General features: G+C 49.7%; 11 protein-coding genes. 8 read left to right on the forward strand and 3 right to left on the reverse strand.

Annotated elements, in window-relative coordinates; all coding sequences use genetic code 11:
• Positions 1–11: 11 nt before the first annotated feature.
• Positions 12–1,319 (reverse strand): MFS transporter, encoded by a 1,308-nt coding sequence (locus AC0YN4_RS13885; protein ID WP_475780290.1) that lies wholly within the window; start codon positions 1,317–1,319, stop codon positions 12–14.
• Positions 1,320–1,455: 136 nt separating this feature from the next.
• Here AC0YN4_RS13885 and AC0YN4_RS13890 point away from each other — a divergent pair, with 136 nt between their 5' ends.
• Positions 1,456–2,016, forward strand: coding sequence for a TlpA family protein disulfide reductase (locus AC0YN4_RS13890; RefSeq protein WP_475780291.1), 561 nt, complete (start codon positions 1,456–1,458; stop codon positions 2,014–2,016).
• A gap of 68 nt (positions 2,017–2,084) precedes the next feature.
• Here AC0YN4_RS13890 and cimA read toward each other — a convergent pair whose 3' ends face one another.
• Positions 2,085–3,701: a citramalate synthase gene (cimA, locus tag AC0YN4_RS13895; RefSeq protein ID WP_475780292.1), complete on the reverse strand. Its 1,617-nt coding sequence runs from the start codon at positions 3,699–3,701 to the stop codon at positions 2,085–2,087.
• A gap of 182 nt (positions 3,702–3,883) precedes the next feature.
• On the opposite strand from cimA, the gene AC0YN4_RS13900 reads away from it, so the two are divergent.
• The 6 genes from AC0YN4_RS13900 to AC0YN4_RS13925 all read left to right on the forward strand — a co-directional run bounded on the left by AC0YN4_RS13900 (position 3,884) and on the right by AC0YN4_RS13925 (position 12,581).
• Positions 3,884–5,170, forward strand: coding sequence for a DNA polymerase IV (locus tag AC0YN4_RS13900; protein WP_475836020.1), 1,287 nt, complete (start codon positions 3,884–3,886; stop codon positions 5,168–5,170).
• Positions 5,171–5,236: 66 nt separating this feature from the next.
• Positions 5,237–5,473, forward strand: a complete 237-nt coding sequence (locus AC0YN4_RS13905) for a ferredoxin (RefSeq protein WP_090572928.1) — start codon at positions 5,237–5,239, stop codon at positions 5,471–5,473.
• Between the two features lie 169 nt (positions 5,474–5,642).
• The gene (locus tag AC0YN4_RS13910; RefSeq protein WP_475780294.1) at positions 5,643–7,568 is read left to right on the forward strand and encodes a CHASE2 domain-containing protein; all 1,926 of its coding nucleotides are present in this window, start codon (positions 5,643–5,645) and stop codon (positions 7,566–7,568) included.
• The gene (locus tag AC0YN4_RS13915) at positions 7,565–9,451 is read left to right on the forward strand and encodes a FecR family protein (RefSeq protein ID WP_475836021.1); all 1,887 of its coding nucleotides are present in this window, start codon (positions 7,565–7,567) and stop codon (positions 9,449–9,451) included. Before AC0YN4_RS13910 ends, AC0YN4_RS13915 begins: the two co-directional genes overlap by 4 nt.
• A 20-nt stretch (positions 9,452–9,471) precedes the next feature.
• A complete protein-coding gene (locus tag AC0YN4_RS13920; RefSeq protein ID WP_475836022.1) occupies positions 9,472–11,067 on the forward strand; it encodes an NHL domain-containing protein in 1,596 nt (531 codons plus the stop codon).
• A gap of 107 nt (positions 11,068–11,174) precedes the next feature.
• Entirely contained in the window at positions 11,175–12,581 is a 1,407-nt protein-coding gene (locus AC0YN4_RS13925; RefSeq protein WP_475836023.1) for a L,D-transpeptidase, read from the forward strand.
• On the opposite strand, the gene AC0YN4_RS13930 is transcribed toward AC0YN4_RS13925, so the two are convergent.
• Positions 12,578–12,937 carry a hypothetical protein gene (locus AC0YN4_RS13930; protein WP_475780298.1) on the reverse strand — a complete coding sequence of 120 codons (360 nt, stop codon included), beginning with the start codon at positions 12,935–12,937 and terminating at the stop codon, positions 12,578–12,580. The genes AC0YN4_RS13925 and AC0YN4_RS13930 overlap by 4 nt on opposite strands.
• Here AC0YN4_RS13930 and AC0YN4_RS13935 point away from each other — a divergent pair.
• Positions 12,915–14,015, forward strand: coding sequence for a quinone-dependent dihydroorotate dehydrogenase (locus tag AC0YN4_RS13935; protein WP_475780299.1), 1,101 nt, complete (start codon positions 12,915–12,917; stop codon positions 14,013–14,015). The two genes, AC0YN4_RS13930 and AC0YN4_RS13935, sit on opposite strands and share 23 nt — an antisense overlap.
• Positions 14,016–14,027: the final 12 nt, after the last annotated feature.

The following is a 14,027-nucleotide window of genomic DNA, read 5'->3' on the forward strand; positions in this document are numbered from 1 at the left end:
GTTCCATTATACTACGCATCACCAGCTGTCTTCGGGGGATGAACAAAGAAAATAATAATGAGCAAGGCACCAAATGAGAGAACCGCGACAACACTGTACAACAGTGTATCGGAACGTTTGGCCATCCAGCCGAATAAAGGAGGTCCGAAGGCGACACCGAAGAAACGCAAGCTGCTGTAGAGGGAGGTGACCATACCCCGATGCTCGCGATCTACGGAGCCGGTAATGAGCGTATTCAGGCAGGGAAGCAATAGTCCGGTGCCGGCGCTGCTGAGCGCTGCGAAGCCGATTAACGCATACACACTGTTGTGGATGAAAGCAGCCGCGGCCAATGCCAAGCCCATCACGGATAAGCCGATGATCATGAGCCGGCGCATGAGTGCGCCGTTGTTTTTGATTTTGCGTCCGGTCAAGTAAGCTGTAATAACTAGGAATAGGAGCGGGATCGCGAGAACGCCCCCCTTAGCTACACCGTCAATATTGTAAGGAGCTTCTTCAAGGACATCAGATAACCGGAACAGGACTCCGAACAGAATAAAGAGCCCCAGTGAACCGGAAACGAATGCGGAGATGAGCCAGCGCCCCTTCTCCTTGAAGACCTTTGCGATGCCCGCAATATACTGCTTAACCGGTGTTTTCTCTTTATTTTCTTTGGGCGGTTCTTTGATTAAGAACATCATGGCGAAGAATGACCCTGCACAGAATAATGGAAAGGCAAACAAAGGGGCATACCAAGCCATTAAGGCGAGCAGCGAACCGATGATCGGGCTTACGACCTTACCTGCGCCGTTCGAAGCTTCTATGAGCCCTAATGCTTCACTTTCACTGCCGTCCTTGTACATGTCACCTACAAGTGCCATTGCGATTGGGGAAGTGCCGGCAGCACCGATTCCTTGAAGCGCGCGTGCCGCAATAAGCAGCCAATAGGCATGCATAACTGCTCCGATGCCTGCCACTATCCCTGCTATTCCATAGAGAGCGAGAGAAGGCAGAATGACGGCTTTACGCGTGAAACGATCCGATAAGTATCCGGAGATCGGGATGATGAGGCCGGCTGCCACCGAAAACAACGTAATGACAAGACTTGCTTGAAATCCTGAAATGCCAAGCTCCTTCTCCATATCCGGCAAGATCGGGACGAGCATGGAGTTGCCTAATACGAGGACGAGCGGGACAGTTGCGAGCGCGCAGTATTGCAGCCATTTGCCCTTGCCCTGTTCACCTTGATCAGCCTTATTCTTGCTGCCGCCGCTCGAACCGCTTGTGCGCAGCTTGCCTGGGTTCCTTGCGGCCCATCCGGATTTAGTTGCTTGTTTCATTAGAACAGCTCCCATGGCGAAATTGTGTCATCTCGACGGTAATGTTCCCACGAACTTGAGCATCCATTCCCAAGCGTGGTAACATGTAGGGAGGTTGTCCGAAACAGATATTGCATAGAAGAAAGAAGGCGCAAGGATGAAACGTTCGATCGTGCTGATCGTCATCGTGCTGGTATTGGCCGGTGCCGCAGTCTACCAAAATAGAGGAAAACATAACGAAGCGCTTGCCGCTTCCAGCGACATGCTGCCCAAGCCGGGCTATACGGCCCCCACACTTGAGCTTCCTGACTTAACAGATCAGGCAACACCTATCGGCGGTAAACGCGAGAAACTGCTTATGGTGAATTTCTGGGCTTCGTGGTGCTGGCCTTGCGAGATGGAGGCGCCTGATATGCAGGCACTTTCGGAGAAATATGGCGATAAGCTGGAGCTCTACGGCATTAATGCAACAAGCTTGGATAAAGAGCGTCAGGCAAGAGAGTTTGTCACGGAGCAGAAGCTTAAATTCCCCATTCTGATGGATCGGGACGGCAAAGCGACTGACTTGTACAAAGTGAACACATTCCCTACGACCCTCTTGATTGACAGCAACGGAATTGTGAGAGAGCGGATAGGCGGGGTTATTTCCAAGAGCAAGTGGGAAGCGATTATCGACAAATGGATTGATGTTCAAGAAGAGCAGCATACAGGCACATAACTACTACCGCAGCGTAAAATAAAGAACGCCGTATCCGCCAATTATGGCGGATACGGCGTTCTTGCCGTTTAGTGATTAACCAATCCGAACTGTTCGCGAGGCTCATCCATGGCATTATCGATCTTGGACATATTGAGCAGTGCATAACGGATGCTGTCGACCAACGCTTCCCAGCTCGCTTCAATTACGTTGTTCGAGACGCCGACCGTGTTCCAAGTATTCTTGAAGTCGGTGGATTCCATTAAGACACGGACTTTAGCAGCCGTTGCGTCCTTCTCATCGATGACCCGAACTTTATAGTCGGAGAGGTGGAAGTCGTTTATGCTTGGGTAGAACTGCTCCAGTGATTTGCGAAGCGCATTGTTAAGTGCATTAACCGGACCATTGCCCTCAGCCGCCATGTAGACGGTTTGATCGTCAACTTTCACTTTTACGATCGCTTCGGCATTCATTCCGTTGCCGTTTGTTTTCTCCACGATCATTTTGAGAGATTCCAGTTTGAAAATTTCTTTCATTTCGCCAAAGGCATCACGCAGCAGCAGCTCGAGCGATGCATCGGCACCTTCGAATTGGTAGCCTTGATGCTCAAGGTCTTTGATTCGTTCCATGATTTCTTTGGTCTTGTCGTTATTGGCGTTAATATCAAGTCCGAGCTCTTGAGCCTTGGAGATGATATTGCTTTGACCGGCAAGTTCAGAGACGAGTACACGCTGCTTATTGCCAACCAGTTCAGGGCGAATATGCTCGTACGTCTTAGAGTCTTTCATGATCGCGGAAACGTGAATGCCGCCTTTATGTGCGAAAGCAGCGTTACCGACGTAAGGCTGTGCAACAGGCATGTGAACATTCGCGATCTCGCTAATGTAGCGGGCTGTTTTCGTAAGGGACTGAAGTTGATCATCACTCACGCAGCGATAATTCATTTTGATTTGAAGATTCGGGATGATCGAGCACAGATTCGCGTTGCCGCAGCGTTCGCCATAACCGTTGATTGTTCCTTGCACCTGACGGGCACCGGCCTGTACAGCAGCTAAAGTGTTAGCTACGGCAAGCTCGCAGTCGTTGTGCGTATGAATACCGATCGGAGCGTTAAGCTCCATTCGGATGCGTGTAACGATATCATGTACTTCGGATGGCAATGTGCCGCCGTTCGTGTCGCAAAGCACGATCCAATCCGCGCCTGCATCTTGCGCTTTGCGCAGTACGGAGAGTGCATACTCAGGGTTATGCTTGTACCCATCGAAGAAATGCTCCGCATCGAAGATGGCTTCAACGTCATTGCGTTTAAGGAAGGCAAAGGAATCGTAAATCATTGCCAGGTTCTCTTCAAGCGTCGTCTGCAGAGCGGTATGTACATGGAAATCCCATGACTTGCCGACCAGCGTAGCAGCAGGAACACCGGACTCAACAATTCGCAGCAGGCTGCTATCTTGCTCTGCCAAAGAATTCTTGCGCCTTGTGCTGCCGAAAGCGGTGATCTTAGCACCCAGCTTCAAATGCTTGACACGTTGAAAGAACTCGATATCCTTGCTGTTGCTGCCTGGATTTCCGCCTTCAATATAATGAACGCCAAGTAAATCAAGCTTCTGGGCAATTTTTATTTTGTCGTCTGCGGAGAGGCTGATTCCTTCGCCTTGCGTGCCATCTCTCAGCGTAGTGTCGAAAATGGAGATTGTGTTTGCCATCATTTTCAGAAGCCCCCTTCACTACTAATCCTATGCGTAGTCATAATTTTTTATTATAGCATTACTTGTCCAGTGCGTAAATGTTCGGTTGCGGTCACCGAAAAGCCGCGAGTTGACTGGCTCTATCGGCAATTGTATGCTGAGGTTAGAAGCAAATTTAGCGGAATAGGAGGAAGTCAGTAATGTCCACGGATCATCAGAAACCGGCTGCCAAGAACCGTATTATTTTGCACTTAGACATGAATGCATTCTATTGCTCGGTACATGAAGCGGAAGAACCGCATCTATATAAAGGAAAGCCTACAGCAGTCGCCGGCAGTGTGGAGCTGCGCAAAGGCATTATTGTCACTTCTTCCTATGCGGCCCGCAAGCAAGGGGTGAAGACGGGGATGACGGTTCGCGAAGGCATGCGCCGCTGCCCGGATTTGATTCTCATTCGCCCTGATTTTGATCTGTACCGCACTTATTCGCGCGGGTTTATGTCGATCGCCAGGCAATATACGCCTTTAGTTGAAGCGATGTCCATCGATGAATGCTATTTGGATATTACAGGTTCCTCCGCATTCGGAGAACCGCTGGAAATTGCGCATGCCATTCAGGATCGAATCCGTAATGAATGGAATCTTCCATGCTCGGTTGGTGTAGCGCCGAATAAGCTGCTGGCCAAGATGGCCTCCGATATGCAGAAGCCTAACGGGTTCACCGTGCTGCGTATTCGCGACGTTCCGAAGCTGTTGTGGGATAAACCCTGTGACTCGCTGTTCGGTATCGGCAGGAAGACGGCAGACAAACTATTGAAACTGAATATACGCACAATCGGGCAACTGGCGGAAGCCGATGAAGTCATGCTGACGAAGCATTTTGGCGTACTTGGTACATGGATGAAGTCCGCTTCGTATGGGTATGATCATGCACCGGTTAATGCAGCCAGAGAACGTAACAAATCGGTCGGTCATACGACGACACTGCCCAAGGATGTGAAGGAACGCACGGAAGTGCATCGTATCCTGCTGAATTTGGCGGATCAAACCGGGCGCAGAATGCGCCATCAGAAGATGATGGCATCCACCGTTCAAATCGTCATCCGCAGACCGGATATGACCACTGTAAGCAGATCGATTACACTTCCTGTACCGACAGATTCCGCTGCAGATATTCATAAAGAAGCTTGTAAACTATTCGATAAACATTGGCCGCTAGGCGAGCCTGTCAGACTACTGGGAATTACACTGCAGAATCTATCTTTGCAGGATGAAACGGCCGTTCAGCTAGACTTGTTCGAATTTGAAGAACAGCCTCGCAAGGCTGCTTTAACAAAGGCTATGGATATGCTTCGCGATAAGTTTGGCGAGGATGCCGTACTGACAGCAGGCATGCTTGGAGACGATCCTTCGGCATTAATTCGTAACAAACGAATTAGAGGGACATCCTTGCAAACTGACGAGCATATGTTATATAGTGATGAGTGAGGGTTGTTCGCTAAAAAACCACACAATCGTAAGTTTCTTGGCTTACAATTAATAGGAGGGAATACGATGTCGAAGTTTACTTGGGTTGAAAAAGATACGTGCATTGCTTGCGGAGCATGCGGGGCAACGGCACCGGACATTTACGACTACGACGATGAAGGTCTAGCAGAGGTTATTTTCGGCAGCGACGGTAACCACGGCAACACAGAAATCCCATCGGATTTATATGATGATTTGCAAGACGCGGCAGACGGCTGCCCGACGGATTCCATCAAAATCGCAGACACAGCTTTTAACAACTAATTCTGCTAAATATGAACGAAGAATAATCCCATTTCTTGTTTCGACAAGAGGTGGGATTTTTCTTGTTGTTTCGACATGTTTATATTGCCATATCTTCTGAAAGTGAACTAGAATAGAAGGAAGATTACTAGGAAAAATTTACTGATTTTTGCGGAACTAGGGGGAAAATATGCTTAGGCGAAAGTGGTTGATAACAACAGCCGTAGGGCTGCTGATCTGTTTGTTCTGGTCGTTTCTAAGCAGTTTGGGAACAGGCGGCACACTGGGGCAGGTAGAGTCCGTTTTGCAAGATAAGATCATGCAGAAAGCAGATGCGGATCGTGCGCCGAATGTGAACATCAAGCTTATCAAAATCGACCAGGCCTCGCTCGACAATTTAGGACAATTTCCATGGGATCGCGGACTCTATGCACAGCTAATCTCGATGTTAGCTGAAGCGGGTGCCAAAGCAATCGCGCTGGACGTCGTGCTGGCCGAGCCGGGGAATGATCCGGAGAGCGACAAGCTTATGGCGGAGACGATGAAGAAGTACCCCAATGTCATTTTACCTGTCGTATTTAACTTCAAGGCCAGACAAGATGAGGCCGGTGAGCTTGAGACGGAATCGATTTCCTATCCTGCCGAAACGATCGGAGCAGGGGCTGATCAATTAGGACATATCAATGTCCTGCAGGATAAAGACAGTACAGTTCGTAAGCTTACGATCGGTTTGAAGGATGATCAAGGTCATGTGATTCCGGCGTTCAGTGTAAAGTTGGCTAATTATTTGCTGGATCAAGAGCATCAGATCGTATGGAATGAGGACAAGAAAGAATGGTATCGCGGGGAGCAGCGAATTCCGGCGGACAGTCGCAACCAGATCGCCACGGAATTCTACACGGAGCCTCGTGAAGAGATGAGCCTTGCAACAGGGTATGATTCGCAATCCTTCTTCGATGTGCTGTCAGGCAATATTCCAGCTGATTACTATCAAGGTGATGTTGTTCTGATCGGACCATTCGCAGCCGGCTTGCAGGACGAATACTTTACTCCGCTCAGCACGACGCTGAAGATGTACGGGGTTGAGATTCACGCGAACATGATTCAATCGCTGGTTGCCGGTAAATTTTCGACGAAAGCAAGTCCGGTTGTGAACTACGTATTAATCATTCTGCTGACGCTCCTTTCAACACTATTGTTTGAACGGTTTACCGGTGGCAAGGCGTTTGCGGTATATGGATTGCTTGCAGTTGTGCTTATATTGGCATGGATCGAGCTCTATCAGCTGAAATCCTTATTTATTACGTTTACATACCCGTTCTTGGCCTTAACAACGGTCTTTATATGGTCCGTCGTCAATCATTATGTTGCGGAACGAAGAGAACGCAGCCGAGTCACGAATATTTTCGGCCGATTCGTACCGCGAACGGTCGTGGATGAAATGCTCGCATCCGGTGAGGAAGTGACCGTAGGCGGTCAACGCCGCGACATCAGCGTTATATTCGTCGACATTCGCGGATTTACCCCAATGTCGGAGAAGTTGGAGCCGGAGCAGGTCATTCAAGTGCTCAATGAATACTTGGATATATGCACGAAGGCCGTGTTCAACTGGAACGGTACGTTAGATAAGTTTATCGGAGACGGTGTTATGGCCATCTTCGGCGCACCGATTTCGCAACCGAACCATCCTGAGCTCGCTGTTCGTGCGGCACTGGAGATGAAGCGCCAATCGGCCGAGCTCGAGGAACGATGTCTGCGTGAGATCGGTGTTCCCGTTCGTTTCGGCGTCGGTGTAAACAGCGGCCCTGCTGTCGTCGGCAATATCGGCTCTCAGATGCTGCGACTTGACTATACGGCGATAGGGGACACCGTGAATCTGGCGGCGCGACTGGAAGCCAACGCGAAGCCGGGGCAAATTCTGATCAGTGAAGAAACACTCGCTCGGGTGAAAGGGAAGTTCATTACGCAATCCATAGGCGAAGTGAAAGTGAAGGGGAAAGAGCTGCCTGTCCTAGTTACGGAAGTGTTAGGCGAGGCTGATGAACATTCCGAATTGGTTACGACGAATAATGAAGCGATCATGAATGATCAGCTGAAAGGGAGAGTAGGAACATGATCAGCACCAACTACCGCAGGCTGCTCACGATGTTATGCTTGCTGCTCGCGCTCGGGCCGGCATCGCTTTTTGCAGGTGCCGGTAAGGCTTCAGCTCAAGTGATGCGCGTAGCCATCGTAAATTCGATGAAAGGTACCGTTACGGTACTTAAATCAGGCGGAGCCAAGCCATTCGCGGCGTTCAAAAACATGAGCTTAAATGAAGGCGACCAAATTGCCACAAGTAATGATGGAAACGTGGTACTCCAGCTGGCGAGCGATGAGGCAGATAAGGATAGCGTTACGATCGGTCCAAGCTCGCAAGTTACATTTACGAAGCTCAAGGAATCCAGTGGCACCAAAACCAAAATGAGTGTGTGGGCGGGCTCGTTGTGGGTGAAAGTGAAATCCGTATCCAATGCGAATGATCAATTTGAAGTGGAAACGCCAACCTCGATCATGGGTGTGCGCGGAACGCAGTTCTTTGTCGGCGTCAATCCGAGAACGGGTTTGACGAGCGTGTTCTTGGCAGCAGGTGTTATTGAGGCGATTACAGGCGGAATTCGACTTGAGGCAGATGGAGAGACGGAGCAAGATGATACCGTCACCTTGTATCCGACTCAGCAGCTTGATGAAGCAAACACTGCGGACGGAGAAGGGCTGATGACATCCGTTTCGATTATGGATATTACAAACTTCATTAATAATGCTTCTCCGGACATTATCAAAGCCATCCTAGAGGACGCAGCTAATATTCGCAAGGAGCAAGATGAAATGCTGAAGAAAGCCGAAGACAGTCTAAATGGTCCGGCGAGCAAGGATAATTTCGGGGGAACGATTAAATCAGCTGAGGATCTCCAGGCTGCGACCGATAATCTGACGAACTTGTTGTCGATTATGGCTCGTGAAGCGGTGAATCTGAAGAAGGTCGATTCGTCTGTGATCGATCAGATCAATAAAGATGCCAAAGAGAAGCTGCTGGACCTCGACACTGCCGCAGAGCTGAAGCTCTCTGAAGCGGATAAGCTGAAGCAGAAAACAGCAGAAGAGCTCAAGGAGAAGCAGAAGAAGCTCGGCGAAGCCAAAGAGAAGCAGCTTCAGGAACAGAAGGAAAAACTAGCTGAGGCCGTAAAGAAGGCAAAGGAGCAACAGGCGAAGATAGCCGAAGAGAATCGGAAGGCATTGGACGAGCTTACCAAGAAGCTGGAGCTGCTCTACTTCGAGAAGCTGACTAAGGCCGAGCAGGATAAGTTTAATGCAAGCCGCGGAGAGATCGAGAAAGCGCCGATTAAAGAGGATAACAAAGGCAGCAATAACAGCGGTATTCCAACAACAACAAATGCGCTTGCCAGCTTGAAATTCAGTCAAGCTGCATACGCTACCTCGCCGCTTATTGTTTCGGGTTCTAACGGAGCAGTCGATCTCGAACTTGAGTTTAGCGGTTTTAGCGATTCTCGCAAAATCAAAGGGTATCAGATTGAGATCCAATATGATTCTTTAGCTGCAACTTTCAATACGAGCAGCTTTGATGGTGGTTCAACTTCGCTGAACTACCGTTCCGGTGGAGGCGGCTTCGTAGTAGAGCCTGAAGGACAGCAAGTATCAGGCGCAAATAGTGTAGACGACTTCCGGATCCTGGAAGGCGAAACCAGCAATACGTTAGTTTATACGGTGGCGAAATTCTCAGGCGATTCGGTTCAAATCATTAATGCCACATCGGTGTTGAAGCTGCCGTTCCTGGTCAGAGCGATACTGCCTGCTAATGAAGAGATTGGCCCAGATACAATGGCAACGCCGGTTCATTTCCGGATCAAGTCCATTACCGCTGTTGATGCAGCCGGTGTTCCGGTGGCAACGGTTAAAGGGCCGGAGTTAACGCTCCAAGTTAAACCCGCCAATAATTAACGTAAGGGGAAAAGCATCTCATGATCAATAAACAGAATACCGCTGCGCTAACGCTTGCCGCGGCAGTGCTGCTTGGTTCATTCAGCGGCAGCGTAAATGCTGCTTCGTCCACGGCTGATACCGTGCTTAGTAATAAACCGCTTTATGAGGTGTATACGGCAGCCGGCACGGGTGCTTCTGAATTGACAAATGGCAAATCCGCCGCTGCAGCATTTCGTGAACCGACCTCACTGCTATACGATTCCGGCGCAGATGCCTTTCTGATTGCAGATTCCCGTAATCAGAATTTGCGTGTTGTGACACCATCGCAGACTGCAACAGCAGCTGGGATATACATCGGAGACGATGAGCTTCACTCACCGATTGGAAGCTTGCTTGATGGTTCCGCGGCAGAAGCTGCATTTAATCGTCCCTCCGGTTTGGCTGAAGATGCGAGCGGTGCCGTGTATGTTGCAGATGCCGAGAACCATGCAATCCGCAAAATTACGAATGAAGGCAAAGTAATAACGATTGCAGGGAATGGAGTTATGGGTTTGGCTGATGGTAATGGTGAAGCAGCTCGCTTCTATCATCCATTGGATGTAGCCGTTACGGGCGATGGTGTCATTTATGTAGCAGATACACTGAATCATGTCATTCGTCAAATTAAAGCAGGTAAAGTGACGACATTGAACGCGGCTTCGGCACGTATTGTCGAGTATTTCCCCGGCGTAGTTGAAGGAGTCGGGGATTATGCGGACGGTCCGCTCAGTAAGGCTAAGTTCAATGAACCGAGCGGCCTTGCTTTAGATGCGAAAGGCAATTTATACGTAAGTGATACAGGCAATAATCGCATTCGTTATATTGATTTCAAAACGCAGACGGTTACAACGGTTGCAGGTGGCATAACGGGTACCGCTGTCAACTATGAATCCAATGCCCCCTATTCATTAGGCGGGTATGCGGATGGAAAGGCAGCGAGTGCGAAGTTTCAAACACCTCGTGGTTTGACCGTTACGCCTGAGGGCGGCGTGCTTATCGCGGACTCGCTTAATCATGTTATCCGTTATTTGAATCATGGTGTGGTCACAACGGTTGCGGGTACGCCTGGCGAAGAGGGCAGAACCAGCGGAATTGCGGGAAGTGCGACGCTTAATCGGCCGACCGATGTGGTTTGGATGGGACAAGGCGCATTCGCAATTGCCGATGCTGGAAGCAACACGGTAAGAGTTGTGGTACCCTATGCGGTTCCGGAGCAAGTGAAGGCAGATGGAAGCATCCATTTGCTCTATCATCAGAACGTGCTGGACGCCGATGTGGCGCCGATCATCAAGGCTGGAACAACGTTCGTACCGCTTCGAGTGTTAACGGAGAAGCTTGGTTTCAAAGTGAAATATGCAGGCGGGTCGGCTGTTCTGGAGCTTAATGGTGTCAGCTATACGGTGAAGAGCGGTTCAGCTCAAATCATGAAGAAGCGTTCAAGCGGAGCAGCTGAAACATTGACCCTTCGCTCGGCAACATTCACGTCTGACAGCAGATTATTCTTGCCGGTCCGCTTCTTCGCGGAGGAGCTTGGACTTGATGTACAATGGTTATCCGATGCTCAGGCGGTACTGCTGCGTGATAAGAAGTTCTAGGGTAGTTACATTAAAATTTTCACAAAAAAGCTGTGCGGTGCAAACCGTACAGCTTTTTTTGCCGATATAGTAGCTACAACAGTTTGAATAACCGGAGGTTCAGTTTCATGTTCGAGGATCAGAATGATAAATCCTATTTGAAGCGCTACGTACAGAACCATCCAACTAACCGAATGGCGTGGTATCTACTAGGCAAACAATATATGGAAGAAGGCAAGGACAAGAAGGCCAACTACTGTTTTCTGCAGTCGGGCAGCGTGTATGAAGCCTATGAACGCAAGCAGCATGAGCTGGCTCATGATCCGAGCGTTATCCTGGAGCAGTGGAACAAGAAACGAAGGAATAGGCGGCTCTTGTTCCGCATCTCCGTTGCTTCCGTCCTTTTTCTTGGGATTGTACTGGCAGCACCTTTCGGCATGGCTAAAGATGAGGCAGAACAAGATCGCGGCAATGACCATGTAAATCAGGCGGCAACTACTGAGAAGGGGCTCAATGTTTCCTTCATTAAACCAGCAGGGCAGAAAACATTGGGAAATGCACTGGGTACTCTATTATCCGGCGAAGGAAGTACCTCGCAAGCAGGATTAGCGGTTATGCTGCAGCAGGACGGGAAATGGCGCAAATGGACCGGGAAGACGCGGATATTGGCTGAGGCGAAGCGGGACGGGAAAGCTGATGCTGCAGCAGTTCGACTCCTGGACGGTCAAACCTGCGATTGTCAGCCGGGAAATGCATCCGCAGCCTACAAAGCTTACGGCGAGTGGAGCCGTGAGCAAGAAATGCGCTGGACGCTGGCGAGTGCGATTACACACTATCACGAACGAACGAAATCTTGGCCTTCCGGCATGGATGATCTGACCCGCTCTTATCCGAATAATGTCCTGTCCGGAACATCACCGCAGATGAAGAAGCTATTCCCTGGGCTGCTGCAGGCAGCGAAGGAACGATCGGCCGATAAACCCGCAAGTGATGGGGCGAATTCAAGTGGAGGAAAAGCAGGAAGTGGAAGCTCCAATTCCACTTCGGCCTCGCAATCCGCGTCTTCAAGTTCCTCTGAGACGCGACTCTCCGATGAACCATTATCCATTATTGTAGATAAGGACAGTCATCAGCTTGCCGTCGTCTCCGGCGATGTTATTGTACGCAGCTATACAGTGGGTCTAGGTGGGAAGAAGACACCATCAGGTCAGTTCTTCATCAGCGAGAAAGTGAAAAATCCGAATGGTCGCGATGACAGCGAATTTGGCAGTCGGGGCATGACGCTCTCCAATACCCTTTATGCGATTCATGGTACGGATGAACCGGAAAGTATCGGGAAGGATGAGTCGCATGGCTGCGTGCGGATGAACAAGAAGGATCTGGAGGAGCTATATGATCTGGTACCGCTCGGAACTAAAGTAGAAATAAAAAGCGATGTTCTTCCCGGCGCTGCGACTCCGGCTGCTGAGCGTTTCCGCTTGAAGCCGGTGCAGGACGAGACGAACACCGCTGTTGTTTATCGCTGGTTAACCTAGTTATTATCAAGAATTAGCAGTACAGCCATCACGATGACGACAACACTGAAAATTGATCCAATCCAAACGAGCGCCTTCTTATTGATTTGTTCTTTAGGCTTGCTCTTCATAATGGGAGGTCTTTTCTTGGCTTGGCTCACGCGGATCAACCTTTCTTTTACTTTAAATGGGTTTGTACCTATATTGTAATCGTTTTCTTGCCCAGATACAACTACTCCACCGCTTGTAAATAAGAGGCTTGCACGCAGGAAAGCCGCGGCAGGCTCTTTCTTTTTCCCTTCTAACACGTTAAACTGTTCGGTAGAGCTAACACGAAGAACGGAGTGAGTTACGTTGTTGTATTCAAAATTGGCCAAGCCTTATTTCTTCCGAATGGACCCCGAGAAAGCCCATCATATGGTCATTGATGGCCTTCATACCGCAAGCCGTGTACCGGGAATACCGGCACTGATGCGTGGGATGTACGGTGTACCGGAAGCAAAGGAGCTTGAAGTCGATCTGTTTGGCCTGCATTTTGCCCATCCGATTGGACTAGCTGCAGGACTGGATAAGAATGCAAAGGCTGTCGATATGTTTGCCAATATCGGCTTCGGATTTGCAGAGGTAGGAACCGTAACACCCAAAGGGCAGATCGGCAATGATCTCCCGCGTTTGTTCCGGCTGCCTTCCGATGAAGCGCTGATTAACCGAATGGGCTTCAATAATGAAGGTGCAGCTGCGATGGCAGCAAGATTGGCACTGGATACGAACAGACGGATACCGATAGCCGTTAACATTGGCAAGAACAAAACAACACCGAATGAACTGGCTCACGAGGATTACCGTGCTTGCTTGCAAGCCTTATATACATATGGCGACTTCTTTGTCGTCAACATCAGTTCGCCGAACACTCCGGATTTACGGGCACTGCAGCATGGCGATGAATTGCGACTTCTATTATCGACCGTAATGGAAGAAATGGCTGCTCAAGCGAAGAAGAACGGCGGTACTCGCAAGGCGGTTCTGGTCAAAATAGCGCCGGATATGACGGACGAGCAGCTCGGCTATACAGTCGATACGATTAAAGCGAGCGGCGTGAACGGCATTATCGCTACAAATACGACAATTAGCCGCGATGGCCTGCAGCATTCGAATGCTAAGGAAACCGGCGGCCTAAGCGGCAAGCCGTTGAAGGACCGATCGACGGAGGTTATTCGCGAAGTATATCGACAAACCGGCGGCAAACTGCCTATTATTGGTTCAGGCGGCATCTTTACTGCTGCAGATGCATACGATAAAATTCGCGCAGGTGCAAGTCTTGTTGAAATCTATACGGCACTCATTTATCGAGGGCCGGAATTGCTGCGTGAACTTGCGGACGGGCTAAAGGATGCCTTGCGCCGAGATGGATTTAAATCAATTAATGAAGCAGTAGGAGCAGATCATCGGTCTTAGACAGGAGGCGGC

It is taken from the genome of Paenibacillus sp. J22R3 (genome assembly GCF_056269305.1).